This is a genomic window from Thiorhodococcus mannitoliphagus (assembly GCF_010915725.1).
GTDB classification, from domain to species: domain Bacteria; phylum Pseudomonadota; class Gammaproteobacteria; order Chromatiales; family Chromatiaceae; genus Thiorhodococcus; species Thiorhodococcus mannitoliphagus.
In genome coordinates this window covers 49268-76054 of record NZ_JAAIJR010000003.1, presented here as the reverse complement: position 1 = coordinate 76054, position 26787 = coordinate 49268, and the positions used below count along the sequence as shown (strand labels likewise).

General features: G+C 63.6%; 22 protein-coding genes. 7 read left to right on the top strand and 15 right to left on the bottom strand.

The genetic code is table 11. The features are described 5' to 3' along the window. Positions 1–168 precede the first annotated feature (168 nt). Both G3480_RS01455 and G3480_RS01450 read left to right on the top strand, forming a co-directional pair. Positions 169–1143, top strand: a complete 975-nt coding sequence (locus G3480_RS01455) for a hypothetical protein (RefSeq protein WP_164651873.1) — start codon at positions 169–171, stop codon at positions 1141–1143. Between the two features lie 231 nt (positions 1144–1374). After that, on the top strand, positions 1375–2922 hold the full coding sequence (locus G3480_RS01450) for a bifunctional metallophosphatase/5'-nucleotidase (RefSeq protein WP_240905517.1): 1548 nt from the start codon (positions 1375–1377) through the stop codon (positions 2920–2922). Here G3480_RS01450 and G3480_RS01445 read toward each other — a convergent pair. Both G3480_RS01445 and G3480_RS01440 read right to left on the bottom strand, forming a co-directional pair. After that, positions 2908–4002, bottom strand: coding sequence for an esterase/lipase family protein (locus G3480_RS01445; protein WP_164651872.1), 1095 nt, complete (start codon positions 4000–4002; stop codon positions 2908–2910). The genes G3480_RS01450 and G3480_RS01445 overlap by 15 nt on opposite strands. Then, positions 3999–4517 carry a DUF7931 domain-containing protein gene (locus G3480_RS01440; RefSeq protein ID WP_164651871.1) on the bottom strand — a complete coding sequence of 173 codons (519 nt, stop codon included), beginning with the start codon at positions 4515–4517 and terminating at the stop codon, positions 3999–4001. Before G3480_RS01440 ends, G3480_RS01445 begins: the two co-directional genes overlap by 4 nt. A 620-nt stretch (positions 4518–5137) precedes the next feature. Between G3480_RS01440 and G3480_RS01435 the strand changes: the two genes are divergently transcribed. Further along, positions 5138–5626 (top strand): OmpA family protein, encoded by a 489-nt coding sequence (locus G3480_RS01435; protein WP_420824602.1) that lies wholly within the window; start codon positions 5138–5140, stop codon positions 5624–5626. A 371-nt stretch (positions 5627–5997) separates the two neighbouring features. Here G3480_RS01435 and purB read toward each other — a convergent pair whose 3' ends face one another. The 4 genes from purB to mnmA form a co-directional block, all read right to left on the bottom strand. After that, positions 5998–7365, bottom strand: a complete 1368-nt coding sequence (gene purB / locus G3480_RS01430) for an adenylosuccinate lyase (RefSeq protein ID WP_164651916.1) — start codon at positions 7363–7365, stop codon at positions 5998–6000. Positions 7366–7728: 363 nt separating this feature from the next. After that, the gene (gene acnA, locus G3480_RS01425; protein WP_164651869.1) at positions 7729–10392 is read right to left on the bottom strand and encodes an aconitate hydratase AcnA; all 2664 of its coding nucleotides are present in this window, start codon (positions 10390–10392) and stop codon (positions 7729–7731) included. Between the two features lie 478 nt (positions 10393–10870). Further along, entirely contained in the window at positions 10871–11497 is a 627-nt protein-coding gene (gene hflD / locus G3480_RS01420) for a high frequency lysogenization protein HflD (protein WP_164651868.1), read from the bottom strand. A gap of 270 nt (positions 11498–11767) precedes the next feature. Beyond that, positions 11768–12916, bottom strand: a complete 1149-nt coding sequence (gene mnmA, locus G3480_RS01415) for a tRNA 2-thiouridine(34) synthase MnmA (protein ID WP_164651867.1) — start codon at positions 12914–12916, stop codon at positions 11768–11770. Between the two features lie 304 nt (positions 12917–13220). Between mnmA and G3480_RS01410 the strand changes: the two genes are divergently transcribed. The 4 genes from G3480_RS01410 to G3480_RS01395 are packed head-to-tail and all read left to right on the top strand — an operon-like array spanning position 13221 to position 16691. Continuing rightward, on the top strand, positions 13221–14201 hold the full coding sequence (locus G3480_RS01410; protein ID WP_164651866.1) for an MDR/zinc-dependent alcohol dehydrogenase-like family protein: 981 nt from the start codon (positions 13221–13223) through the stop codon (positions 14199–14201). A gap of 30 nt (positions 14202–14231) precedes the next feature. Then, positions 14232–14636, top strand: coding sequence for a 6-pyruvoyl trahydropterin synthase family protein (locus tag G3480_RS01405; protein WP_164651865.1), 405 nt, complete (start codon positions 14232–14234; stop codon positions 14634–14636). Continuing rightward, complete coding sequence (locus G3480_RS01400) at positions 14633–15697, top strand: glycosyltransferase family 4 protein (RefSeq protein WP_338114037.1); 1065 nt, start codon at positions 14633–14635, stop codon at positions 15695–15697. The genes G3480_RS01405 and G3480_RS01400 overlap by 4 nt, the downstream gene beginning before the upstream one ends. A gap of 37 nt (positions 15698–15734) precedes the next feature. Next, the gene (locus tag G3480_RS01395) at positions 15735–16691 is read left to right on the top strand and encodes a class I SAM-dependent methyltransferase (protein WP_206171436.1); all 957 of its coding nucleotides are present in this window, start codon (positions 15735–15737) and stop codon (positions 16689–16691) included. Positions 16692–16835: 144 nt separating this feature from the next. Here the strand turns inward: G3480_RS01395 and G3480_RS01390 are convergent, their stop codons facing one another. The 9 genes from G3480_RS01390 to G3480_RS01350 form a co-directional block, all read right to left on the bottom strand. Next, positions 16836–19946: a DPP IV N-terminal domain-containing protein gene (locus tag G3480_RS01390; RefSeq protein WP_164651864.1), complete on the bottom strand. Its 3111-nt coding sequence runs from the start codon at positions 19944–19946 to the stop codon at positions 16836–16838. Positions 19947–20207: 261 nt separating this feature from the next. Further along, positions 20208–20621 carry a nickel-responsive transcriptional regulator NikR gene (gene nikR, locus G3480_RS01385; RefSeq protein WP_164651863.1) on the bottom strand — a complete coding sequence of 138 codons (414 nt, stop codon included), beginning with the start codon at positions 20619–20621 and terminating at the stop codon, positions 20208–20210. Positions 20622–20623: 2 nt separating this feature from the next. After that, the gene (locus G3480_RS01380; RefSeq protein WP_164651862.1) at positions 20624–21400 is read right to left on the bottom strand and encodes an energy-coupling factor ABC transporter ATP-binding protein; all 777 of its coding nucleotides are present in this window, start codon (positions 21398–21400) and stop codon (positions 20624–20626) included. Then, entirely contained in the window at positions 21384–21962 is a 579-nt protein-coding gene (locus G3480_RS01375; RefSeq protein ID WP_164651861.1) for an energy-coupling factor transporter transmembrane component T family protein, read from the bottom strand. Before G3480_RS01375 ends, G3480_RS01380 begins: the two co-directional genes overlap by 17 nt. 12 nt (positions 21963–21974) lie before the next feature. Further along, positions 21975–22604, bottom strand: coding sequence for an energy-coupling factor ABC transporter permease (locus G3480_RS01370; protein WP_164651860.1), 630 nt, complete (start codon positions 22602–22604; stop codon positions 21975–21977). Positions 22605–22607: 3 nt separating this feature from the next. Next, a complete protein-coding gene (locus tag G3480_RS01365) occupies positions 22608–23615 on the bottom strand; it encodes a transporter (RefSeq protein WP_164651859.1) in 1008 nt (335 codons plus the stop codon). After that, on the bottom strand, positions 23612–24031 hold the full coding sequence (locus G3480_RS01360) for an ABC transporter permease (RefSeq protein WP_164651858.1): 420 nt from the start codon (positions 24029–24031) through the stop codon (positions 23612–23614). Before G3480_RS01360 ends, G3480_RS01365 begins: the two co-directional genes overlap by 4 nt. After that, a complete protein-coding gene (locus G3480_RS01355) occupies positions 24028–24744 on the bottom strand; it encodes a DUF4198 domain-containing protein (protein ID WP_164651857.1) in 717 nt (238 codons plus the stop codon). Before G3480_RS01355 ends, G3480_RS01360 begins: the two co-directional genes overlap by 4 nt. 310 nt (positions 24745–25054) lie before the next feature. Further along, complete coding sequence (locus G3480_RS01350) at positions 25055–26605, bottom strand: ATP-binding protein (protein ID WP_164651856.1); 1551 nt, start codon at positions 26603–26605, stop codon at positions 25055–25057. Positions 26606–26787: the final 182 nt, after the last annotated feature.

The following is a 26787-nucleotide window of genomic DNA, read 5'->3' as shown; positions in this document are numbered from 1 at the left end:
AGACATCGCTGTCGTGCTAGAGACGCAGGCATCAATCCGTCGGGTCGGGACCCTCAATAGACTGATCAAACTTGAACCCATGCGCCTTCTCAGGCAGCCTAGATGGGCTTTGCCGATAATAAGTTTTCTACCGACTGGCAGAATTTTCGAACCAAGAGGATTTACCTAATGAATGAGTTCGTGCCCGGTCTCGCAAGCCTGCGGGCAATGCTGAAGTCCGGCGATTCAAGCAAGCTGATCGTTGGTGGCGTGGGCGCTTTGGTCGTCGCGGGAGCCGTCTACGTCACTACGCATGAGGCGCTGTTCGGCAACCCGAAGCCACTCCCTCCCAGCACGGTCGCGGCGAACATCGCGCCGATCGGTGAGGTCGCGCTTGCGAAACCGCCCGCGCCACCGGCCCCGCCCGCTGCAGAGAAGACCGAGGCGCCCGCGGCCGACGTCGCCGCAGAGGCGGCAGCTCCCGCAGCGGAGTCAGAGGCCGCATCGGAAGCAGCGGCTGCAGCCGAGCCCAAGTCCGCAGAGGCCGCTGCCAAGCCTGCGGCTGCTCATGCTCCTAGCGCTAAGCCCATGATCATCAAGCAGCCGGGGCTCGAGCACTTTGCGCCTTTGCCATCGGCTCACGGTTCGCGTGCGGCCGCTGAGAAAACGGCTGCGGAAGCGCCTGTTGCTGAGGAAGCCGCACCTGCTGCGGCAGCGCCGGCCGAGGAAGCCGCCACAGAGGCTCCAGCTGAGGCAGCTGCGCCTGTTGAGGCAGCGCCGGCCGAGGAAGCCGCTGCTGAGGCTCCAGCTGAGGCCGCTGCGCCTGCTGAGGCGGCGCCGGCCGAGGAAGCCGCCGCAGAGGCTCCGGCTGAGGAAGCCGCGCCTGCTGAGGCAGCGCCGGCCGAGGAAGCCGCCGCAGAGACTCCGGCTGAGGAAGCTGCGCCTGCTGAGGCAGCGCCGGCCGAGGAAGCCGCTGCGGAGGCTCCAGCTGAGGAAGCTGCACCTGCTGAGGCAGCGCCGGCCGAGGAAACCGCAGCTGAGGCTCCGGTGGCGGAAGCTGCGCCTGCTGAGGCCGCCTCGGCTCCAGCTGAAGAGGCTCCGGCCGAGTCTGCTCCCGCCAAGCGTCCGATGCCCGCATGGATGCTGCACATGACGCCGCGCTGAGCCAGCCCCTGGAGTAAGCCCGCACAGGGCAGCGCCGGGCGAGCCAGCGTGGCTCGCCCGGCGCGAGCATTCCGATCTTCCTGGTGACGCGGACCCATTGCGTTGCCCGCGCGCGGGCAAGGATGCCTCGCCACCCTCTCAAGCACGCTCAACCTGATCTCTTCTGGGGGGAAGCGGCTGGGCGAAACAACCTTGTGTTTGCTTCGCGTCCTTCGCGTCCTGGCGGTTCCAATGAACGTATTTGGGTTGATGGCTCGCTGGATTCCGGTCCGAAACTGGCTGCTCGGGCTGCTCATTGCCCTTGGACTTCAAGGCGCGGCAGCTGCGGCTTGCGGGCCCGAGGATCGCCTAACCCTTCTGCACTTCAACGATCTGCACGGGCAGCTTGCACCCCTATCGAGCGCGGATGGGGCTCACCCGGGTGGCATCGCTCGTTTGGCGACGCTTGTCTCCGAGGCGCGCGCCGAGCGACCCAGGCAAAGAACGCTGTTGCTTTTCGCCGGGGATCTCCTGCAAGGCACTCTGAGTTCGAGCCTCTTCATGGGGCGGCCAGACCTGGTCTTGCTCGAGCGCATTGGTGTCGATGCCGCTGCGGTCGGCAACCACGAATTCGACTACGGTCAGGACAATTTTCGTGCCCTGGCGCGCGCGGCCGGGTTTCCCTTCCTGACCGCTAATCTGGGTGCCGAGCCGGACGCCTTGCCGGTCCCTTCGAGTCTCCTGATCGGCGGGGCGGCCGAGCCAGGGGTCGCGATACTCGGACTCACGACGGCTGAGCTGCTGACGACGACGCACCCGCGAAACACAAAGGGTATTCAAGTCGCGGATCCCATGGAGATCGCCGGCGCCTTGGTGCCAAAGCTGCGGACTCAGGCCGATTTGGTGGTGGTCCTCTCTCACCTCGGGCTTGCCGCTGATAAGCGCCTTGCGAGGGAGGTCGATGGCATCGACGTGATCATTGGTGGACATGATCATGCTGTGCTCGAAACGCCCGTCATGGAGTCTGGCGTCATCATCTTGCAGGCGGGGGCGCGTGGGCAATGGCTCGGGCGGCTGGATCTCAATTGCGTCGCGGGGCGCCTCGAGCCGAGCGGCTATCGTCTGATCCCGGTATCTACGGAGGTCGCCGAGGATCCGGAGATCGCGGCCGAGGTCGCCCGTATCGTCGCCGCGGCGGACGCCGGCATGGATGAAGTGATCGGTCGCATCGGCGTCGACTTGAGCGCTGAGCGTGCGCTGATTCGGCGAGATGAGGCCATCTTTGGCGATTTCGTAGCCGATCTGGCGCGCAACATCACCGCCGCGGACATTGCGCTCTTCAACGCGGGCAGCTTCAGGGCCAGCATCCCCAAGGGCGAGGTGACCCTCAAGCAGGTTTACGAGGCCTTGCCCTTCGGCAACGAGCTGGTGGTGGCTGAGCTTGAAGGTCAGCAGCTTCTAGAGGCACTGGCGCGGAGCGCTTCACTGCATCCTCGCGATCATTCGGGCGGTTTCTTGCAGGTTTCGGGCGTGCGCTATGTGATCGACGGCAATCGACTGGCTTCGGCGGAGCTTCCCACAGGTCCCCTTGATCCCGAGGCGCGCTACCGGGTCGTGATGACAGACTTTCTCGCTGCGGGTGGTGATGGCTACCAGATGCTGATGTCGCAAGCGGGGCAGGTGAAGACCGGCAGACTCGTCTCGGAGGTGGTCGTTGCGGCCATTCGCGCTGGCGCCGAGCTGCCGCTGCATTCGGATGGCAGAATCTTGCGCCGAGCCCCGACATCAATCGGACGATGAGCTGAGCCTATCGGGCTGCCGATCGCGCTGCCAGGCCTTCAGGATGTCCAAGATGACGGGCACCGCGGGTGGCTCTGGGTCCGACGGGAGCAGCCGTTTCAGCATGCCCCGGTGCGAGGCGCTCAAGAGAATTGGCGGCGGCGCATTGGGTAGCCTGAGCGAGTCGACCGTGACAACACCGTCACCGAGATCCTCGCCCAAGGTCGACCACCAAGCCGCGACCACCTGCTCGAGGGCATCAGAGCCCGTCTGCTCGGAAATCGTCGCCAGGCTTTCCGTCATTGCCGGCGTGGGGTCGACCAGGACACCTCCAATGAGTCTTATGGGGATGTCGCTTGGCCAGGGGCGGGCGTTGAGTTGGTTGAGGAAATCGCTTTCCGGCCTGAGGTCGATCTTGGCCGCGCCAGTGCCGTCTCGCAAGGCGGCCAGGAGTGAGAACTGACGGTCTTCGTTGACGATCAGGTGCTCGCGCAGCTCCAGCCAGATTCTCAATCTAGCCCAATCGGAGCCATGATTGGGTGTGCCGACGAGAATGGCGCCCGCAACGCTGGCACCCGTGACCCGAGGCGTCTCGCCGACAGGATGTCTCCACGCGGTCACGAAATCGCGAATCACCAGCCCCCCCATGCTATGCCCGATGAGAATGATCGGGTGGCTGTCTGGGAGCTGGCCCCACAGCTTCGCGAGATAGGCGGTGCTGCGGTCGATGCCCTGATCGTTGGGATAATGCAGCTCCCAGAGGTCGCAATGCTGTTCTTGCAGTGCGGGGATGAGGGCTTCCCAGATGGTGCCTGGCTCGTCTAGGCCGTGAACGAGCAGGATGCGCGGAAGGCTCGAGGGCGTTGCGTCCGAGAGGTGCTTGAGTCCGTACCAGTCGTCGCGACTGGGTGACATGGCCTCCGGCATCCAGTCTTCGAGGCGATCCTGAACCAGTGTTCGCAGGGCACGTTCCTCGCTGGAATGCGCTTCCGCCCACCAGGTCCAGCCGGAAACCGCCCCCGAGAGCACCAGGACCAGGAGCGCGATCAGGCGCAGCCAGCGCCGTCCGCCGGGGCTTTGGGAGGGATGCGTTTGCCTCATAGGGAGAGTCGCCTGAGTTCGGGGTCGGTTGCGCCTCTTTCCCAAAGCAGGTTGAACTCGCTCCTGAGCCGGCGCGCTTCCAAGGGGGCGTTGAAATCCGCCACGGCCTCCATGGTCTCCGCCAGCCGCCGCCTGATGAAGCCGCGCTCATCCGCGATGAGAAAGGCGTCTAAGCGCTCGCGGTCATCATCGTCGACGCGGCGGATCGCGATCCTCGAGGTCAGGCGACGCGCCAGCTCGACCAGTCTGTGCCCTGATGTCGCGGCGTCCCGTGGATCGAAGACGAGGATCCGAACCGACAGGACCGGCCGAGCTAGCGCCAGCTGCCGGACAGCGTCGAGGAATGCCTCTTGATCATAGATGTTGGATTCCAAGGTGCGTCCAAAGACGAGGAGTTCCCTTCGCGCCTGGCTCGCCAGCAAGGCGCTGATATCGCGAATCGCGGCTATGCGATCGAGTTCGATTGATCCTCTTGAAGTACCGAGCTGAGGGTTCTCGTCGTCGGTCAGATGCATGACTCAAAGCCTCGCTAAGCAAGTGTCCATCAATTGTTTGCCGATGCGAGCGGTGCCGCCCGAAATCCCCCCTAGCCCCCCTTTGCGAAAGGGGGGAAGTTGTTGATGCACGCTTTCTAAGGGTGCTCGCGCCGACTGCCCCACTGAGACATCCCGCCGCTTCGGTCGACCGCTGGAGCCAGCTGCCTGTTGTTTTTTTGTTGCGCACGAGTATCGCGCTTCTGCTTTGGTTTGCCTCATGAATCACCGTGCCTTGGGTGCTAGATGTCGCGGTTTCGGCGCTCGCGTTGTAAATATGTTGCGGAGACCGAAAAAAGTTGCACTTTTGCTCTTCTTGTAGGCTAAAATGCCTGTGTCAAACGAGCGGTCCTGATTAGGTCGTCAGCGCTCCGATAATTTCGCCAGTGAGATTCGCGAGGCGGAAACGTGGCGTTAGCCGAAAGAATCACGACGTGTTGTTTTTTACTGACGTCTGAATCAGCTTAACCCAAAGTCTCCGATTCGATCATCTCCACCCACCTGAACAGGAAAACGAAAAGATGCGCAAACAATTGAAAATCAAAAGCCTCGCTTCGGTGGCGGCCACGTTCGCAGTGGCTACTCTCCTCTCGGCACCTCTCGTGGCGACCGCTAGCGACTACATGATGGAGCACTTCTGGTCCGCGAAGCCCGAAGGGACCGCCTGGGTGACCAACTATGGCGAGTGCTGGCAGAGTCTGCACGGTGCGAACGACCTCGAGCCTTGCGTTCAGCCCGTCGTGCCACAGGAGTTCACCGTTCGCCTGAACTTCGAGTTCGATAAGTACCGCATCGACAACATCGTCAACGACGGCGAGCTGGCGCGTCTCGACGACTACATCGCCAACGTCAATGCGACCCAGGCACGCGAGCAGATTTCGCTGACTGGCCACACCGACGCCAAGGGCTCCGAGGCTTACAACTACCAGCTCGGCCTGCGTCGCGCTCAGACCGTCCAAGAGTACATGATTAGCCGTGGCGTTCCGGCTGGGGATATCGTCTCCGTCGAGAGCCGTGGCGAAATGGACATGCTGCCTGGCGTCGACATTTACTCCGTCGAGCAGCGTCGCGTGAAGATCCTCGCGCAATAAGACAACACTCGCCCGCAGGCGAATCTCCGCGGGCTGTCTTGAGTGCTCTCGATACACTCAAGGCGGCCCGCGGGGCAGAGCGTCCCATCCCACGCCGGATGCTTGATGCTCGCAAGCTAGGATCTATAACTAGAGTCAAGAGAGCTGACCGGCTTTGTTGCTGGTCGCGTTGAGTCCAATGAGCCTCGCCCCCCGACTGGGGCTCATGGGAGGGCCGATCACGCGCATGCGTGACCGGCCTTTTTATTTTTGGCTCCGCCTATTCTTCGACAGGTCCGGTGCCCTGATGCGGTGCTTCGCCACAAGGTCGAATACCCTTGTGCTCAAGCCGTGGGCGGCGAGCGATCTCACCGCTTGCCGGATCATTGGGATCAGACTTGGCGTGCGAGTTCGGCGGCTCGCCCGATGTAGCTTGCCGGGGTCATCGCCTTGAGGTTGGCTTTGGCCGCATCTGGGATGTCGAGGGTGTCGACGAAGGCCGCAAGTCCTTGGGAATCGATGCGGCGCCCGCGTGTCAGCGCTTTGAGCTTCTCATAGGGCTTTTCGACAGCATAGCGGCGCATCAGGGTCTGAATGGGCTCCGCCAGGACTTCCCAGTTCGCATCCAGATCAGCGGCCAAGCGGCCGGGATCTGCCTCCAGCTTGCCGATGCCCTTTTGGACTGACTGGAGCGCGATCGCGACATGGGCAATGCCGACACCGAGATTGCGCAGCACCGTGGAGTCGGTCAGGTCACGCTGCCAGCGCGAGATCGGCAGCTTGCCCGCAAGGTGCTCCAGGATGGCGTTGGCGATGCCGAGGTTTCCTTCCGCATTCTCGAAGTCGATGGGGTTGACCTTGTGCGGCATGGTCGAGGAGCCGACCTCGCCAGCAACGGCGCGCTGTTTGAAATAGCCGACCGAGATGTAGGCCCAGACATCTCGGCAGAAATCGATGAGGATGTTGTCGAAGCGGACGATGGCGTCGAAGAACTCGGCCATGTAGTCGTGCGGCTCGATCTGGGTCGTGTAGGGATTCCAGGTGAGACCGAGCGATGTGACGAAGGTCTCGGCAAACGCCGGCCAATCGACCTCGGGATAGGCGCAGAGGTGGGCGTTGTAGTTGCCGACGGCGCCATTGATCTTGCCGAGCAGGGCGACTTCCGCGATGCGTGCGCGCTGTGCCCGCAGCCGTTGCACGACGTTGGCCATCTCCTTGCCGAGCGTCGTCGGCGATGCCGGTTGCCCATGCGTCCTCGAGAGCATGGGGGTCTCGGCGTAGCGGTGGGCCAGGTCGCGGATGGTATCGATGACCTGATCCGCCAACGGCAAGAGGACTTGGTCGCGCCCGGCGCGAAGCATGAGGCCATGCGCGAGGTTGTTGATGTCCTCGGAGGTGCAGGCGAAGTGCAGGAACTCGCTGACCTTGGTCAGCTCTTCATTGTCAGCAATACGCTCCTTCAGGAAATACTCGACCGCCTTGACGTCATGGTTGGTCGTCCGCTCGATCTCCTTGACCCCTTGTGCCTCGTCAATGCCGAACTCCACGACGATGCTGTCGAGCAGTTGGTTGGCTTGAGGCGAGAATTCGGGAACCTCGGTGATCTCCGGTTGGCGCGCCAGCGCCTGCAACCAGCGGATTTCGACTTCCACGCGTCTGCGGATGAGGCCGTACTCGCTGAAGATGGCGCGCAGGTCTGCGGTCTTGGCCCCATAGCGTCCGTCCACCGGTGAAACAGCGGTGAGGGTGGAAAGCTCCATCGGCATGATTGGCTCCGGCGTGGAAGTGGTTGTGCGGAAGTGGTTGTTCGAGAGGGATGCGTCGATCAGCCAGATTGCAGTTCGATGCTGCGGGCGGCCTTCGCGGCAGGTCGTGATTCCAAGGAGGCGCGCAGCCATGGCTGCGCGCCTGGTTCGCCCTTAGAAAGCGCTCATCAATTGTTTCCCGATTGTGAGCGATCCCGTCCGAAATCCCCCCTGGGCCCCCTTTGCGAAAGGGGGGAAGTTGTTGATGGTCACTTTCTTAGCAAGTGTCCATCAATTGTTTCCCGATGCGAGCGATGCCGCCCGAAATCCCCCCTAGCCCCCTTTGCGAAAGGGGGGAAGTTGTTGATGGACGCTTTCTTAGGCCGCGAGCTTTCTCAAGACATAGTGCAGGATGCCGCCGTTGCGGTAGTAATCGACCTCGTTCGGCGTATCGATCCGCACCTTGGCGTTGAAGGTCTTCACCGAGCCGTCGGTCGCGGTCGCCTTGACCTCGACCTGCTTCGCCTCGCCGTTCTGAAGTCCGACGATGTCGAAGGTCTCGGTGCCGGTGAGGCCCAGAGACTGTGCATTGTCGCCCTTGATGAACTCCAGCGGCAGGATGCCCATGCCGACCAGGTTCGAGCGGTGAATGCGCTCGTAGCTCTCGGCGATGACGGCGCGCACGCCCAGCAGGCGCGGACCCTTGGCGGCCCAGTCGCGCGAGGAGCCGGAGCCGTACTCCTTGCCGGCGATGACGATGGCGGGCGTGCCCTCGGCCTGGTACTTCATGGCCGCATCATAGATGGACATCTGCTCGGCGCTGGGCTGATGCAGGGTCACACCACCTTCCGTTCCGGGCGCCATGAGGTTGCGCAGGCGGATGTTGGCGAAGGTGCCGCGCATCATGACCTCGTGGTTGCCGCGGCGCGAGCCCAGGCTGTTGAAGTCCTTGGGATCCACACCCTTTTCGATCAGATACTTGCCGGCAGGCGAGTCAGGCTTGATGGCCCCGGCCGGGGAGATGTGGTCGGTGGTGATGGAGTCGCCGAGCAGCGCCAGGCAGCGGCCGCCGGTGATGTCTTCGACGGGGGCAACATCCAGGCTCATGCCCTTGAAATAAGGCGGATTTTGGATGTAAGTCGAGTCGGCCGGCCAGTCGTAGGTCTGGCTCTCGGCGGCTTCCAGCGACTGCCAGCGCGCGTCGCCGGAGAAGACGTCCGCATAGGCGCTGGTGAACTCCTCGGTCGTCACGTTCTGCTTGATGGCCTCGAGCACCTCGCCCTGACTGGGCCAGATGTCCTTGAGGTAGACCGGATTGCCGGCGGCGTCAGTGGTCAGTGGGTCCTTGTAGGGATCGATGTCGATGCGGCCCGCGATGGCATAGGCGACGACCAGCGGTGGGCTCGCCAGGTAGTTCATGCGGACCTCGGCGTGGACGCGTCCCTCGAAGTTACGGTTGCCCGAGAGGATGGAGACCGCGCAGAGGTCATTGTCCGCGATGGCCTTGGACACTGGCTCGGGCAGCGGGCCGGTGTTGCCGATGCAGACGGTGCAGCCGTAGCCGACGTTGTGGAAGCCGAGCGCCTTGAGCGGCTCGGTCAGGCCGGCGCGGTCGAGGTAGCGCGTTACCGCCATGGAGCCTGGGCCGAGCGCCGTCTTGACCCAGGGCGCCTTCTTGAGTCCGCGCTCCGCGGCCTTCTTGGCGACCAGGCCGGCGGCGAGCATGACGCTCGGGTTCGAGGTATTGGTGCAGGAGGTGATGGCCGCGACCACGATGGAGCCGTCGGAGATCTCGACCTCCTCGCCGTCGATGGTGGCCTTGGCAGGCCCCTTGTCCGGGATGTTGCGCTCCTTCTTGAGGGCGGCCAGAGCAGCTGGGAAATGGCTCGCCATCTCGGTCAGCGGCACGCGGTCCTGCGGGCGCTTGGGACCGGCCAGCGAGGGCACGACGTCGCCCAAGTCCAGTTCCAGCTTTTCGGAGTAATCGGCCTCGGCCGCATCCGCGGTATGCCAAACGCCCTGCGCCTTGCAGTAGGCCTCGACCAGCGCGATCTGGGCCTCGCTGCGGCCGGTCAGACGCAGGTAATCAAGGGTGATCTGGTCGATGGGGAAGAGGCCGCAGGTGGCCCCGTACTCAGGTCCCATGTTGGCGATGGTCGAGCGGTCGCCCATCGGCAGGGTGCTGATCGCCGGACCATAGAACTCGACGAACTTGCCGACCACGCCGTGCTGACGCAGACGGTCGACGATGGTCAGCACCAGGTCGGTTGCCGTCACGCCTTCCTTCAAGGTGCCGGTCAGCTTGAAGCCGACGACCTTGGGAACCAGCATGGAGACCGGCTGACCCAGCATGGAGGCCTCGGCCTCGATGCCGCCGACGCCCCAGCCCAGCACGCCGATGCCGTTGACCATGGTGGTGTGGGAGTCGGTGCCAACGCAGGTGTCGAAATAGGCTTGGGTGACGCCGTTGAGCGGCTTGGGGAAGATGACCCGTGAGAGATATTCGACGTTGATCTGGTGGACGATGCCGGTGTCCGGGGGCACGACCTTGAAGCCGTCGAGGGCGTTCTGACCCCACTTCAGGAAATTGTAGCGCTCCTGGTTGCGACGGAACTCCAGCTCGGCGTTGAGCGCGAAGGCGTCGTCCGAACCGAAGTGGTCGACCTGAACCGAGTGGTCGATGACCAGCTCGGCCGGCTGCAGCGGGTTGATCTTGCGCGGATCGCCGCCGAGCGCCTGCATGGCATCGCGCATCGCGGCTAGGTCGACGACCGCCGGCACGCCGGTGAAGTCCTGCATGAGGACGCGCGCCGGGCGGTATTGGATCTCCTTGGAGGGTTCGGCCTGCGAATCCCAGTTGCTGAAGAAGTCGATGTCTTCACGTGTGACCGTCACGCCATCTTCGTTGCGGAGCAGGTTCTCGAGCAGGATCTTGATCGAGTAGGGAAGGCGTGCGCTGCCAGGCACGGCGTCGAGCTTGAAGATCTCGTAGTCTTGACCTGCAACCTGCAGCGTGGTCTTGGCGTTGAAGCTATTCGGCATTTAGGGCTCCGGCACATTCTGGGAAATTCGGGACAGCGCGAAATTCTAGCGTTCAGGGCCGCTTTACGCCATATGCTGCGGTGCAATACATGCATTTCTAGCGAGGCTTCGCATCAGACCGACGCGTCATGCCATCGGGATCGCTATCGGAATCGGCATCGCTATCGTCGGTTCGATCCCGATTCCGATTCCGACCCCGATTCCGATTCCGATCCTGGCGGCCTTGGAGGGTCGGACGCTTCATCGAAATTTGACTCATCTGCAAGCATTTTACGCCCTCAAGGATTCTAGAGAGGCGCGCGCAGGCGCAATGAGCTGCCGAGGTTGCTAAGCAAGTGTCCATCAATTGTTTCCCGATGCGAGCGATGCCGCCCGAAATCCCCCCTAGCCCCCCTTTGCGAAAGGGGGGAAGTTGTTGATGGACGCTTTCTAAGGATGCGCGGTCTGAGAGGTGGCGGCCTGTCGCAGCCTCGTCGGATCAAGCGGCGGTTGCGTCGATATAGTGGCGTGCATCTTCCAGCATCTGGCGGTTCTTGAAGAGGAGCTGCAAGCGGCGCCCCCCAACTTGTCGCCACAGCATTGCGGAGCGCACGGCCGCGAGCAGCAAGGCGCGTAAACGGCTCTGGTTGTCCGGGTTGCGCAAGTGGAGCTGATCACCGCGGATGATGATGCGCGGCGAGAGCTGGCTCAGCGTGTTGCTGTAGAGATCCGCGAAGTGGGCGATGAGGCTCGGGTGCAGCAGCGCGAAATGCTCCCGCTTGGTGCCGGCCTCATCGATGCCCTGGCCGATGCGCGCGAGCATGTCCGGCCGCCGCGAGAGGTGCCGCTCCAGCCTGATCACTTGGATGACGTAGCGTGTCAGCTCCAGATTGCGCTCCGGTTGACCCAAGAGCTGAGCGACGATCTGCCGCGCGCCATTCACGACAGCTCCGGGCTCACCGTAGACCGCCTCGACGCTCGTGGCATCGACTTGAAAGAGGCTGTAGATGCAGGGCTCCATCGCCTCGGTATCGGCAGTTCCCTGGTGTGCGATCCGGACCACGCAGTTGATCGCCTGGTAGATGCCGGCGAGCGCCATGATGCGGTCCTGATTGTCGTGTGCCATAAAGCGCTGGTCTCCAACAAGCGAAACAAGAGTTGCCGTCGTCGATCATCGTTTCGGTCAGTCGTCTTCCCTAGGGTGAACAAGCGCAGCGCAGTCCACCAACGCCGACGCGGGATTCGGTGGACTTCGCGCTCGCTCGTCCACCCTACCGGCCTAACTGATGACCAAGGCCGAGTTGCCGTCGTGATCGGCGGCTGCGGCCGTCGGGCATTTGACCCCGATCGGTGGTCTGGACGCAAACTTGGGTCGTAGCGATCTTGGTCGCCGTGATCAGCTCGAGCCTTCGGCTAGGCCGTCCGGGGCCTGGTCGGACCAGCCGCGCTCGATCACCGCGCCCCCCAAGCAGGCCTCGTCCTGGTAGAAGACGATCGACTGGCCTGGTGTCACCGCCCGCTGCGGCTCGATAAAGCGCACCCGGCATCCGTCCTCGGTCGTCGAAACCAGCTCGCAGATCTGCAGCGGCTGGCGATGGCGCAGACGACAGAGACAGCGGTAGGGTAGGGGCGTCGGCGGCCGACCCTGAATCCAATGGGGTCGTAGCGCCTCCAGCCCCTTGGACATGAGCAGCGGATGGTGGCTGTCTTGAGCGACGATGAGGCAATTGGAGATGGCGTCTTTGGCGACGACATACCAGGGCGCCTCGCGTCCCTCCGCGACGCCTCCGATCCCGAGTCCCTGGCGCTGACCGATGGTGTAGTAGGCCAACCCCTGATGCTCCCCGATCCGCTTGCCCTCGGGGGTCTCAATGGGGCCTGGCTCGCGCGGCAGGTAGCGGGCGAGAAAGTCTCTAAAGCGCCGCTCACCGATGAAGCAGATGCCCGTGCTGTCCTTCTTCTCGGCGTTGGCCAGCCCGATCTGCCGCGCAATGGCGCGGACCTCGGACTTCGTCAAGTCCTGGAGCGGAAAGAGCGTATGGGACAGCTGGTCTTGGCTCAGGAGATGAAGGAAATAGGTCTGATCCTTGTCCTCATCGGCGCAGCGGCACAGGTGACTGCCGCCGCTGTCGCGCGTGATGCGGGCATAGTGGCCGGTTGCGATCGCCTCGGCGCCGAGGCTGAGCGCATAGTCGAGAAAGGCGGTGAACTTGATCTCCTTGTTGCAGAGCACGTCGGGATTCGGTGTCCGCAAGGCTTGGTATTCGCGCAGGAACTCGGCGAAGACCTGATCCCAATACTCGGTCGAGAAATTGACCGTGCGCAGCCGGATGCCAAGCCGCTCAGCGACGGCCTGGGCGTCGGCCAGATCCTCGGCGGCGGCGCAATAGCCCGCTTCATCGTCCTCCTCCCAGTTTTTCATGAAGAGGGCTTCGACCTGGTAGCCCTGCTGCAGTAAGAGGTGGGCGGCCACGGCCGAGTCGACGCCGCCGGAGAGTCCGACCATGACGCCTTTGGGGGTGTCTGAGGTGTTTTCGTGATGCATGTTGACCCAGGCGGCCTGGATGATGGTGCTGCATGGCCAAAGCGCGAGGTCAGGGTTCGGCCTTGGATCATTCTCGCGGTGGGTTGCGCGGCAACCGAGGAAGCCGATTCGTTTCGACGATTCAGTCCGAATAGGCCGCGAGCCTCGAGCGGTACCAAAGCCAGGAAGGTTAAACGCCTCCTATCAGCTTGTCGACGCGGCAGCTTGTCGACGCGGCTTTTCTGATCATCGATAACCCCAGGGTGTTGCATGAGCCCGGAGCCATCATCATCTCGTTCCCTCTATCGCTGTGGAGTTCCGAGTCGTGACCGAGTCAAGGAAAGCCTTTGCTTACTGGGTAACGGCCCCCGGTCAGGGGGAGCTGAGGCCCGAGCCCTGGCCTGAGGTCGAGCCCGGCCAGGTCCGGGTGCGCGCCCTGTATGGCGCGGTCAGCCGTGGCACCGAGGCACTGGTCTATCGCGGTGAGATCCCCCCGAGCGAGCACCGGCGGATGCGCGCGCCCTTTCAGGAGGGCGACTTCAGCTTTCCGGTCAAGTACGGCTATTGCAGCGTCGGAGAGGTCGAGGAAGGGTCGGCAGCACTGGTCGGCAAGCAGGTCTTCTGTCTCTATCCGCATCAGACGCACTACGTGGTGCCCGCCGAGGCCGTGGTTCCCCTGCCCGATGCGGTTCCAGCGTCGCGAGCGATTCTTGCCGCCAACATGGAGACCGCCGTCAACGGGCTCTGGGACGCGACGCCCAGGCTTGGTGACCGCATCGCGGTCATTGGCGCGGGGACGGTCGGCTGTCTCGTCGCCTGGCTGGCGGGCAAGATCCCGGGCTGCGAGGTGGAGCTGATCGACGTCGATCCAGGTAAGGCCGAGGTGGCCAAGGCATTAGGCGTGCGCTTCGCGATACCCCAGCAGGCAAGGCGCGAGGCCGACCTGGTGATCCATGCCAGCGGCAATCCTGCCGGCTTGGTGACCGCACTCGAGCTGGCGGGCTTCGAGTCGACCGTGGTCGAGATGAGCTGGCTCGGCACGCGAGCGGCGACCCTGCCCTTGGGCGAAGGCTTTCATCAACGGCGCCTGACGCTGCGCTCCTCCCAGGTCGGCGGCATTCCACCGTTGCAGTCTCCGCGCTGGTCGCTGCGGCGGCGTTTCGAGACTGCGCTGGGCTTGCTGGCCGACCCTAGGCTGGACATGCTCATCACCGGCTCGAGCCCTTTCAGTGAGCTGCCCAGGGTGATGGCCCGATTGATCGAAGATCCCCAAGGCGCTATCTGCCACCGTATCCATTACAGCTGAGAATCATCGTCCTATGAGAGCAATCGTCCCATGTACAGTCTGAGCGTTCGCGACCATTTCATGATTGCCCACAGCTTTCGCGGCGAGGTGTTCGGCCCGGCCCAGCGATTGCACGGCGCAACCTATGTCGTCGACCTGGAGGTGCGCCGGCCTGAGCTGGACGACGACGGCTTGGTGGTCGACATCGGACTGGCGAGCCAAGCCCTCTCGGCCGTGCTCGCTGACCTCAACTACCGCAACCTGGACGAAGACCCCGAGTTTGCGGGCCAGAACACGACCACGGAGTTTCTCGCCCGCATCCTCTTCGAGCGAGTCGGCGAGCGGATTCGCTGCGGCGAGCTGGGGCAGGGCGCCCATGGCCTGACCCAGATGCGGGTGACCCTTCACGAATCTCATGTCGCCTCGGCGAGCTATGAAGGTGATCCGCGCCGGTGACCTCGCCGCGGCTCGACTTTGTCATACCAGGGGATCTCGCCAGCTCGACGGGGGGCTACGTCTACGCGCGCCGAATCATTGCCGGCCTCGCAAGCATGGGCTGGCAAGTGAAGGTCCAGGCGCTGGGCGCGGGCTTTCCGCATCCATCCACGGCTGAGCTGCGCGAGGCGGCGCAGGTCCTCGGGGGCGTTCCCGCCGGTCGCACCCTCGTCATCGACGGTCTGGCGCTTGGCGCCATGCCTGCTGTGGTCGAGGCCTGCGCGGATCGGCTCGATCTTGTTGCCCTCATCCACCACCCGCTCGCCCTCGAGACCGGACTCGCGTCTGCAGAGGCTCAGCGTTTGCGCAACTCGGAGCAACGGGCATTGGGCTGGGTGCGCAAGGTCATCACCACCAGTGCGTCGACCGCACGGGCCTTGGATGCCTACGAGGTCGCTCAGGAGCGGCTGGTCGTGGTCCCGCCAGGCACGGATCCGGCCCCGCTGGCCAAGGGGTCTCGCGGGCCGGATCTGAATCTACTCTGCGTGGCGACCCTTACTCCGCGAAAGGGGCACGCCGTCCTCTTCGAGGCCCTGTCCCGGATCCGTGATCTGCCCTGGCGGTTGACCTGTATCGGAAGCACGACACGGGATGCCGAGCAGACCGCTGTCTTGGAGGCTGCAATCGCCACGCTTGGGTTGGGCGATCGGGTTCGGCTTGCCGGCGAGCTGGACGCGGCCTGCCTTGACGCTGAGTACGATGCGGCGGACGCCTTCGTGCTGGCCTCCTTTCACGAGGGCTATGGCATGGTGCTCGCCGAAGCGCTCGCCCGTGGCCTGCCGGTCGTCTCGACCACGGCTGGGGCCATTCCGCAGACCCTGCCCGAAGCGGCCGCGCTGCTCGTCCCGCCCGGCAACGTCGAGGCGCTTGCGGCGGCGTTGCGCACATTGATCGAGGATCGCCCTTTACGAGCCTCCTTGGCTGCCGGTGCGCGGGCCGCGCGGGCTGGACTGCCGTCTTGGGAGTCGGCGTGCCACGCATTCGCTGCCGCCGTCGGCCAGCCGGGTCGCGCATGCGCCTGAGTTCAGCGCCTTTGCGGTTTCAACCGAGGATCAGCGAATGAGCGCCTTTTCCGCCGCTTGGCTCGCGCTGCGCGAGCCCGCCGATCACGCCGCGCGCAGCCCCGCGCTGACGCGCAAGCTGGCGGATTGGGCAAAACGCAAGGCACGGCTTCGCATCCGGGATCTCGGCGCCGGTACGGGCTCGAATCTGCGCTACCTTGCGCCGCGCTTGGCCGTCGACCAGGAGTGGAGCCTCATTGACCATGACCCCTTGCTGCTGGCCAGGCTCCCAGAGGTGCTTGCGGCGTGGGCGGCGCGTCGTGGGTATCCGGCCAAGCCTGTGGCGGGTGGAATGCAGCTCCAGATCAATGGGGTTGAAGTTGGCGTGAGTTGGACTCAGGCCGAGCTATCGGCACTGTCTCGCGATGATTTCTCCGTCGACGTCGACCTCGTGACCGCCTCGGCCCTGCTCGATCTGGTCTCCCTGGACTGGATACAGGCACTGTCGCGGAGGTGCCGTGACCAGGATTGCGCCGCGCTGCTCGCCTTGACCTATGACGGTCGCATTCACTGGACGCCGACCTTGCCTGGGGACGCGCTGGTCCGTGACCTGCTCAATCGGCACCAGCGCCAAGACAAGGGCCTTGGTGTGGCGCTCGGTCCGGAGGGCGCAATGGCGGCCGCGTCCTGCTTCGCCGCTTTGGGGCTTTCGGCAGCGCTTGAAAACAGTGATTGGCAGCTCGGCACCGACGCCTGCGATTTGCAGGCAGCGATCGCGCGCGGCTGGGCCGAGGCGGCGATCGAGATGGACCCGGCAGCCAATCACAGCATTCGTCCTTGGCTCGAATCACGGCTTGAACGCCTGCGCTCCGGGGCGTCTCGGCTGAGCGTCGGGCACCGGGACCTGCTGGTCCTGCCTTCCGCGGACGTGTCACTGAAGGCCGCAGGAGACCATGGAAGGCTCGGACTCGCGCTGAACGCCAGTGATCTCGGCAAACCGCCCTCGGCCAGCTGATGTCGGGGCGGCAGGAGGCGATCGGCTCATTGTTGCAAGCGCCCGAGCTGCAAGGGGCGAATTCATTCGCCCTCCCGCCAGTGCAAGGGCGGCTAGAGTCGCCCATTGAGGTTTGTCAGACAGCCCTGAGGCGCTGTGCGCACCTCACTCCAAGGTCAGCAGCCAAAGGTCGGAGCTTCCAGCTCGGCTCGACTCGAACACGAGGTGCTTACCGTCGGGGCTCCACTGTGGATAGATGTCGGAGCCGCCTTGGGTGATCTGCTCGAGCCGGTCGCTCGCTTGATCGTAAAGCCAGAGGTTGGCGCGGTGATCCTGACCCCATGCCCAGAAGGCTACTTGGTTGGCGTCCACCGGGGAGAAGACGGCACCACGGTCGCCAATCGTAAGACCCTTGGAGATGATCACTGACGGATCAGCGACAGCTTGACCGTCCCGCAGCTCAAGGTCAGAGACGATATTGGCGTAGGTGAGGCGATCTTCACCGGAACTCCCGCTGATGACCTCTGCCGTGTACGCGATTTGGATACCATCTGGGCTCCAGGCATTCATCTGAACGGCCTGAGGTCCATTCCAGACGTGGATGGTCGGCTCGTCCAGCCCATGCTCGAAGGTCATGAAGTTCTGTATGGTGAGGTTGTAGTCGCCTGAGGGTGCGACCTTGTAAGCGATGGTCGTGCCATCCGGGCTCCACAGCGGGTTGGTCTCCATGGCGGGATCTGAGGTGAGTCGACGGAGATCGCTGCCGTCTGGCCGAATGATCCAGATGTCCCAGTTGTCGTCGATCTCCGCTGCGGCAGCGATGTAGCCTCCGTCAGGGCGCCATGCCGGACAATCGACATGACCTGGCGCACGCACAATGGTCGTCTCAGCTGTGCCGTCGAGCTTGATTGTCTTTAAGCTCTGCGCTGAATTCGTCGGATCGAAGGCCCAGTAGACGAGTCGCTGCCCATCTGGGCTCCATTCAGGCCAGGCGTGCTGATCCGGTCCGCTTGTGAGCTGGCGCGTTTCGCCGCTGCTCAAGCGCAACAGCCAAATCTGGTTGTCCCCACTGCGGTTCGAGACGAAGGCAAGTGTCTGACCATCCGGGCTCCACTTGGCGCCGACGTCTCGTGCCGAATGGTTGGTGAGCTGGGTGAGCCCAGCCTCGCTATCGGCCTCCGGCGTCAGTGCGGAGAAATCCATGGGCAGCTCGACGCGGGCTTCCGAGGCGATGACGGGCGCCGAGATGCGATGACATTCGTAGCAAACCCGAATGTCTCGCAGCGGCACGATGGTCCGTGTCGGAAGCGTCAGCCGTGACGGGAAAGTGAAGGAGACGCCCTCGATGCCGAGCGCATAGCTGCTCTGGTGAATGATCCCCTTCCAATCGACTTCGTAGCGGGATCCGTCCGGACCATCCATTCCCGCCCCATTCACCAATGCCGCCCAGTCATTCTGCTCAGGGGACCGCTCTCCATCCGCATTGCAGGCGCTCCCCTGGGCGAAACAGCCGGCGAAGGCAACTGGGTTGGCGGCTTGCTCGACGCCGGTCGGGAGGTCTTTGGTGACCTCCGCTTGCAGGCTGCCAAGGGGTGTGAGATTCGCGTCGCGCCCGAGGACGAAATCCTGGTCGTCGACGATCGTCCAGTAGGCCTTGTTCAGTGCCAGGGCGCGCTCAGGTGAGGGCATCAGGGCCAGGGTCACATCCTCGTGCAGCGCGGCGAAGGCCTCGGCCCTCGGTTCCCCGTTGTCGTCGAAGAATCGGGCCTCGAGTTCGGGGTTGGCGAGAAACTCGCTCCCAGAGCGCGTGTACATCAAATAGTAAGCGTACTCATACTGCACGCCAGCGCCGTCGATCTCGACCTTTGGCTCGTTCAGTCCAGACGCATCCTTCTGCGTCCAGTGATACCAGCCTCGACGGTAAGCCCCTGCATCCAGCTTGCGAGCGAACGCAAATGTGGTGTCTGTCGTCGCGCCGAGACCCGTGTGACAGCCCATGCAGTAGAGGGTCTCCTCCTGACTTTGAGGGCGGAGGCTACCGTCTCGTGACTCGATGAAGCCCTGATAGACCCAACCTTGCCCGAAACGGCCACGCTCGTAGTCGCCCGGCACCTGCTTGATGGTGTCGTTCTCGTACTCGCGCCGCTCGCCGTCTTCGCGGTCGATGAGCCCTTTGAGTTCCGCATAGTTGTACCAGCTTTGCTTGCGGGCATAGCGCAGCTCCTTCATCCGCGCGGCGGGCTGAACCTTGCCGTCCTCGGTCACATCCAGATAGCGGAGGCTCTGCAGAAACTCCGTGCCCTCCGGGAAGAGACCCGCGGCCAGATGGAGCTGGCCGGCGGCCTGCTGCCGACCAGCCTCGCCCAAGAACGACATGTCTCTGCCTTCCAAGGGCGCCCAATCGTAGCGAATAATGTTCGTCCAGCCGAGTTCGCCATCCTTGTTCAAATCTACGGCATAGCGGTTCTCGTCGAGCGGATCGATGGCCACGTCCGCTCGCTTGATCAGGGATTCGACGATCGCGAGATTGACCGCGTAAAGGGTCGGGTCCAGCTCGCCCTCGCGATCGCGGCGGAAGGGCTCCGGCAGACGAATTAGGACATCGGCGGCCGAGCCGTTGGAGGGCCAATAGGTGCCTGGCGTTGGGTAATAGGCGAAGGCCCGCCAGCCTGTATAGCCATTGTCGGGGTCGCGATCGAAGCCCTGCTCGTCGAAGCGGAAGTAAGCATCCGGGCGGTACCCGTCCCAATGCTGATCGCCGTCCAAGTCCCAGGTCGACGGCAGGTCGGCCAAGCGCTGGGCGAGCATGAGGTTCCCTGCCTCGGAGAGGTAGTTGCTGGCGCGCACATAGGCGAGGGCCTCGGCATCCCCGATGCTTCGAGTCTGTGTCGAGCGGTCGTCGAAGAGATTTTCCCAAGGGTTGGTCAAACCTCGCTCGGTCATCTCGTAGGCGAGCTGGAAACTGCTGTCGTCTAGGAAGTTAGGCGACTTGCCGCGCTGGTGGCAGACATAGCAGGGATTCAGAACGCTACCACTTGCGTCCTGAGTGAGCACGTAGCACTGGGGCACGATATAGGCGAAGGGGTTGCGGACCTCTGTGTCTCTGAGGTCCCGCGTCTCGCCGGCAGGCACGCTCTCGGTGGGCTGGGACGATCTGCTCGTTTCGCCGCGCGCCTCGGGGGCGAAGAGGCTCTGGGTGGAAAGGGCCGCGAGCGCGACGAGGCTCAGCGCCATTCTTGTCACGCCCCAGTCCGGCATCGGACGCTTCTCTGTCATGAGTGCACCTAGCTGACGGATCCGCGCTGCGGGCCAGCATTCAGCGGCGCTCGCGGCGTTAATCCTGATTGATCATAAGGGCTTTCAAAGCTACCCCCTTGTGTTCAGATTTGCTGTGAAGATTGCTTTACAGAACGGTGACAAGGCTCGCGGCGCGCATGCGTCGATGAAGCAGGCGTGGCGAGACGCTTCAAGGACATTCCAGCACGTTTCTCGCTCGGAGCCGCGCTGCTGCGGCGAGCTTGCCGTACCTGAGGTTGGCTACAGCCGCGACGTGCGGGTCAGCTTGGCAAATTTGACGCCCTTGAGTCCGCCGATCTCAGCGACGATATGCTCGATCTCGGGCGGGTGGCCCTGCAAGATGATCGTTTCCAGGCAGTTGTCGTGGTCGAGGTGTACATGGGTGCTGCAGAGCACGTGCACTTCCTGACGATGCTGGACGTCGATGAGCTTCTGCGTAAGTTCGCGCTGGTGATGGTCGAAGATGATGACCAGGACCCCGGCAACCTCATCCCCTGCCTGCCAGGCGTCCTCCACCAGCCGTTCGCGGATCATGTCGCGCACCAACTCCGAACGGGAGGCGTAGCCGCGGCTCGTGACCCGGCGGTCGAGTTCATCCAAGAGATTGCCCGGCAGAGAGACGCTGAAGCGGATGGTGTCGGCTGTCTCCTTCATGCTTAGTCCCACTCGTGGATGTGGAAATGGCTGTGCTCGGTGGCCCCGTGGCGGTGACGGTGGCGGTGCACCAGGTTGGCCGCGGTAAGCCGGTCGTGGTCGCTGAGGAAATCCTGGATCGGCCCATCGTAGAGCAGCCGATGGTCCTCGCCGAGCACCAGGCAACGGTCGCCGAACTCGCCGGCGAGGCTGAGATTGTGCGTCGTCACCAGCGTCGTCTGCTTGAGGTCGGCGAGGAAGTCCACCAGCCATCCGGTGCTGCGCGGGTCCATGTTCGCGGTCGGCTCATCCAGGAGCAGGACCTTGGGCTCAAGGATGAGCAGTGCCGCCAGGCAGACGCGCTGCTTCTCGCCGCCGGACAGCCCGAAGGGCGTGCGCTCAAGCAGCGGTGCCACGCCAAGCTCGCCGGCCCAGTGGTGCACACGCCCATCCACGTCATCGAGACCGAGTTGGCGCGGCCCGAAGGCGATCTCGTCGAAGACGGTCGGGTTGAAGAGCATGGTATCCGGGTTCTGGAACAGCAGCACCACCTCGCGGCGAAAACGCTGGTGGAATGCTGCCTCGCGCAATGCCGCGCGGTCGATCACCCGACCGTCGTAGCAGACCGTCCCGGTCGTTGGTGGCAGCAGGCCGTTGAGCACCTTGAGCAGTGTGCTCTTGCCGGTGCCGTTGGCGCCGAGCAGGACGACCTTCTCTTCGCGCGCCAGCCGGAAGTCGATGGCGCGGAGGATCTCCTGGCCCTCTGGCAGGCGATAGCTGACCTCAATCGCCTGGAGCATTGTCGGTCGCATCCGGCTGGAAGAACCCGCGCGAGCGCATGGCGAGCGCGATCTCGCGCGCGTCGTGCTCGGCGCGGTCGAAGAGGTGGACCGCCGCCGCGGCGCTTTGCAGATAGCGCTCGCGCAGCCGCAGTCGGCGCAGCCGGCGGCTCTCGGCCGCGAGTCGCAGATCCTCGAACAAGCGGCGGAAGGGGATGATCTGGCTCAACACCAGCGTCACAAGATAGGTCAGATTCCGGGAGAAGCTGAGTGCGCGCAAGATGTCGATTTTAGCCGCCAGGGTGAAGGTGAGAAAGATCAGGAGATAGACCCTGATATTGACGAGGATTAGGTAGTCGAGGCTGACTGCCTGACCGAAGAGCGCGCCCGCCGCATAGCCGATGCTGATTACGAGGCTGAAGAAGAGCACCGCCCGCAAGGCGCGCCAGCCGATGGTCGGCGCCTGGCGGCCCGCCAACACGGCGACCAGGAGCAGACCGGCCGCGAGCCACCAGGGATTGTGGACCGAGGTTGCCGCGATCACGGCGATGGCGTAGCCGAGCAGCAGCAACCGATCTTTCATCTTGGCTTGCTTCTAGCGACGGCGAAGGAAGCTGACGACCAGCAGGGTCAGCAAGCCTTCTCCGAGTCCGAGGATAACGTGCGGAACCAGGACAGCGGGCAGCGTCACCGACAGGCCGAACGGGAAGAACAGAGGCTGGCCGTCGCTCCTGTGCGCGATCGCCGGCTGCAGGCCGAGCACCACCGCGACCATAGCGGCCGGAACAACGGCGGCGAGCCAACCTGCGGCAAAGAGGCCCGCCCGTTCCCAACGGGGTGCCAGCAGCCGGTACCCCAGGCAGGCCGCGACCGAACCGCCGAGTCCCATCGCGAGCGCGTTGACGGGCAGCACGGTGACACCGCCAGCACCGAGCACCAGTGCCTGCAGCAGCAGGACCAGCGACACGACGGCGAAGGTCAGCCAGGGACCGAAGATCACAGCGAGGATGCCGATCCCAGAGGCATGTACCGAGGTCCCGCCTGGCAGCGGCAGCATCACGGACATGAGCACGAAGGCGAGGGCGGTGAGTACGGCGAGCCGCGGCAACAGCGTCTCGTCGACGCGGCGGCGCAGCTCACGCGCTGCATAGACCCAGCCCCCGGCTGCGAGCGCATAGGCCGGCAGATAGGTCTGTGGCGAGAGAAAGCCGTCGGGGATATGCATGGGTCAGAACAGCGCCGAGATCGAGAAGATCAGCCGATAGTTCTCCTTGCCTTCCGCGCCCTGCTGCTCGTCATCCTCGTTGAGGTCTGTCGCGATCGGCAACTTTACGCCAAAGGCGAAGCTTACATTATTCCAATAGGCGCGGACGCCGGGCGTCAGGTAAAGAATTTGACCACCGGTGCCGCGCTCTGCCACACCATCCTCCTTGTCGCGCCCGAGGTGGAGATAGTTCAGCTCGCCCAAGAGGTCGAGGCGGAAACGGTGCTCTGGGTTCACGTAGGCCTTGTAGATCGCAGCGGTGTTGAGGCGGAATTCGTCGCCGAACTGGCCGGTGAAGGTCTCGCCCCCGTGAGCAGGATCGGCGTCGTAGGTATTCTTCTGGAACCAGAGGTTGGCGATGTCGAAGTTCAGTGTCCAGCGCTCGCCCAGCATCTTGCTGGCCGTTGCGCCGAGCGTAAAGGTCGGCTCGCCGAAGCCAGTTGACTTGCCCTTGTCGATGTTGCCGTCGCGGTCGCGCAGGTTGGGGTTGCCGGTCGGCAGCGTTGCCCCAGCATAGACCGTGAAGTGCCAGTCCTCCAAGTCGTCGAGGCTCTCTCTTTCCGGGACCAGCTTGAATCCCTCGTCGTACTTGAAGCCAAGGGTCGCGTTGACCGCGGCATCGGCCCAGCCATGGGTGTTGAAGAAGTCGTTCTCGTCGACCTTTTCGTGGTAGGGCAGGAACGCATAGAGCGATAGCCAGGGCTTCACCCCGTAACCGAGCCCAAGCATCCAGAAGTTACTGAATTCGGCCTCGTCGTCCCTCTCGGGTGTGTAGGTCTTCCAGTCCGCGTAATCCATCTTGAAGTAGGTGAACACCTTACCCTCGGGCAGCGTGGCCGACGAGGACTGCTCCAGGGGCGCACCAGGGCCCTCAAGCGAAGCAGCGCCGAGACCGGCGACACCATGGTGCGCGGTTGCTGGCAGCGCCACCAAGGCGAGCGCGCTGCCAAGTGCAAGGCGACGGTTATTCATGATCGTCTCCTAACGAATAGTGACCAGATGCCGAAGATGCCAAAGATGACCGAGAGGCCGAGCGAGATGCCTGCGATGGTGCCCAGCCCGGCCGAGGGCGCCGACGACTCGCCATCGGGGGTCGCTGCAATCGTGAAATCGCCGCCGTGGCCATCCTCCGAGAAGGCGCGCACGCGCCAGTCACCCGAGCGGTCGGGCACAAAGGCCAGACGGCCATTCGCGTCGGTCCGCCCGGCGAGGAAGGGCACGCTCTCGGCGGGCCGATAGACCTCGGTGGACTCGTAGCTGAAGGGGCTGCCGTCCGCATAGCGCAGCTCGACGATGACGGCGCTCCCGGGCTGCGCTGTATGAATCAGGCTGTGCGCCTGCAGCGTGCCGGCGAGCAGCGCTGCCGGTAGGGCGAGGAGGCGTCTCACTTGTCGCTGCCGAGTGCGAAGGTCAGCGCCGTGGTATGGACGACCTCGTCGGCCTCGGGGCCGGCGTAAGGCGTTCGCGTGGAGGCTTGGATCAACTGCAGGCCACCGTGTTTGACGCGAACATTCAGGGTACCGTCGGCACCCGTCTGGCCGCGGGGCTTGCCGTCGTAGCTGACCGTGGCGTCGGCCACCGGCTGTCCGTTGGCGAGGACGCGCAGGGTCAGCTTGTCCCCATCCTTCAGGGCGAGAGGATTTTCCGCGGGCACGATTTCCAGCGGGGTCGCCAGGGGATTGGCCGCCCCAGATCCCCAGCGGGCGATGTGCTTGACGCTCTCGAAGCTCTGCCAGCTACCCAGTGGCGAGGCGGCTTCGGTCTTCTTGAGGTTCTTGGTGCCGGCCGTGGTCTTGGTCCAGTAGCCGCTGGACGTCAGCACGTAGAGGACGGCGCAGTCGCCCTCGATCTTGACGGGCGAGCCGCCCCCAGTCTTCGCGGGATGGCGGCCACCGGCCGCGTCCAGACAGACGACCGACTTGACGATGTCGGGGGCGTAGGCAATCTGCCGCATCCCCTCGTGAGACACGCGGGGGTGGTGGCCGTAGAGGAGTTGGTAACCGCCCGCTTCGGGTTCGACCCAGAGGTCATGCGCGACCGCGGCACTCATCCCCGCCGCGCAACCGATGCCGAGTAGGAAGCGTGTCTTCAAGCTCATCATGGGTGCTACCTCTGCAAGAATTCAGCGCAGAAAGTAACACGGAAAAATAATTAGTGATACTCCGAAACATCGCTCCAAGGACGGAGCATTCGGGTTCGGTGGGACGACGGTATCGGTCTCGAACCGACGATAGCGATCCCGATCCCGATAGCGATCCCGATGGCATGACTCGTCGGTCTGAGGCTAAGCCTCGCTAGGAGTTTCCAGACAGCTTCTCAGATGTTTGTCTGGCAGCCCCTCAGCGCAGCGGTGAGACGCCACTCACCCGGTTGCCGGCTGGAAGCCGGCGCTCCCAACAAGTCGGCGTTGGTTAGAGCGCCGACTCCACCTCAAAACCCACCATTGTCCGACGCTCGCGGCTGAACTCCACGCCGATGAGATGGATCGGTCGGCCCTCGGCACGGTACTTGTCCGCATAGCCCTGATTCTTGATCTGTTGCAGGGCACGCCCCTCCGATGCCAGCTCGACCACCTTGAACTCGAACAGATAGACGTTGCCGTTGAAACGCAGCGCCATGTCCAGCCGTCCGGCGTTGCTGCTGTCCTCCGGCGTCAGGTCCAGCCCCAGGGAGGCGAAGTAGGCGTAAAACACGCTGGCGTAGTAGCCCTCGTACTGGGCGATCGGGTTGTTGCGGTACCAGTCGTGCGGGATGCTGGCGAAGAAGGCGCGAAACAACTGCTCGATGCCAGTGAAGTCGTTCTCCAACAGCAGCTCGTACAGACGGCTCGGCCGCAGCGCCGGTTGTTCGGGTAGCGGGACAATCTGCTCCAGCAGCGCGCCGGTGAGACTGGCCTGGACCTCCAAGTTGGGATAGCGCAGCTGGTATTCGATCAAAGCGCCGAGCTGGCGAACGGAGTCGATGGTGAGATAGCCGGTCTGGAACAACAGCGCCTCGGTACCGATGCGCTCGACATCGAAAGTCGAGAGCAGTGCCTCGCTGGCGAACCGCTGGCCGAGCCGGGGCAGAAAGACCTGGCGCTGCACCAACAGATCAATCAAGAACGTCGGCGTCGCGGTCTCAAACCACCAGGGGCGAAACTGGCGCTCCTGGAACAGGAGCAATACATCGAAGGGGTTGTAGACCGCTTCGCCGGTCCAGTTGTAGCCGTTGTACCAGGCGCGGATCTGCTCGCGGTCGAGGCCATCGAGTTCCGGAGCGAAGACCGCGTCGAGATCGGCCTCGGTATAGCCGCAGATGGCCGAATATTCGGACGAGACGGTGATATCGCGCAGGTTGTTCAGGCCAGAAAACAGGCTCACCTTGCTGAATTTGCTCACCCCGGTCAGGAAGGCAAAGCGAATATGGGCATCGGCGCCCTTGATCACGGAGTAGAGATTGCGCAGCCCGTCGCGGAGCTGGCGGGCGGTATCCGTCTCGGTCAGATTGTCCAGAATCGGTTTGTCGTACTCGTCCACCAGCACCACCACACGCTCGCCGGTGTCTGCATGGACGTTACGCAGCAAATCGCCAAAGCTTCCAGCAATATCCAGGCCGGGATGGATCGCCACGCCGAGCGCTTGGCTATTAATGCGCAGCAGGTCTTCGATGCGCCGATCCAACTGCACCCGCGAGGCCATCACGCCTTCGGCAAAGCTCAGGCGCACCACTGGATAAGGCCGTGTCCAGTCCCAGCGGGTCTGGGCGTGCAGTCCATCAAACAGCGGCGCGTTGGCGCTGAACAGTTCCGCCAGGGTATCAAGGAACAGCGATTTGCCGAAGCGGCGCGGGCGCGACAGAAAGTAGTATTTGCCCTGTTCGATCAGCCGCAGCGCAAAGGGGGTCTTATCGACGTAGTAATACCCGCCCTCGCGGATCTCGCTGAAGGTCTGGATGCCGATGGGCAGGCGTTTGCGGTTCATGGGCCGAATTCCATGAGCATTCCGTGGTCATTCTAGCGCCGAGGCGAGGGTTGGACGACACGCCCCGCGATGATTCGCGGCGGGGTCTGGGGGCTGCGGACAGGCATTGGGAGCCCTCACTGCTTGCCGAGCACATGCCTGGTCCGTCCCATCATCCGACTGGCGTATTTTATCGCCTTTGG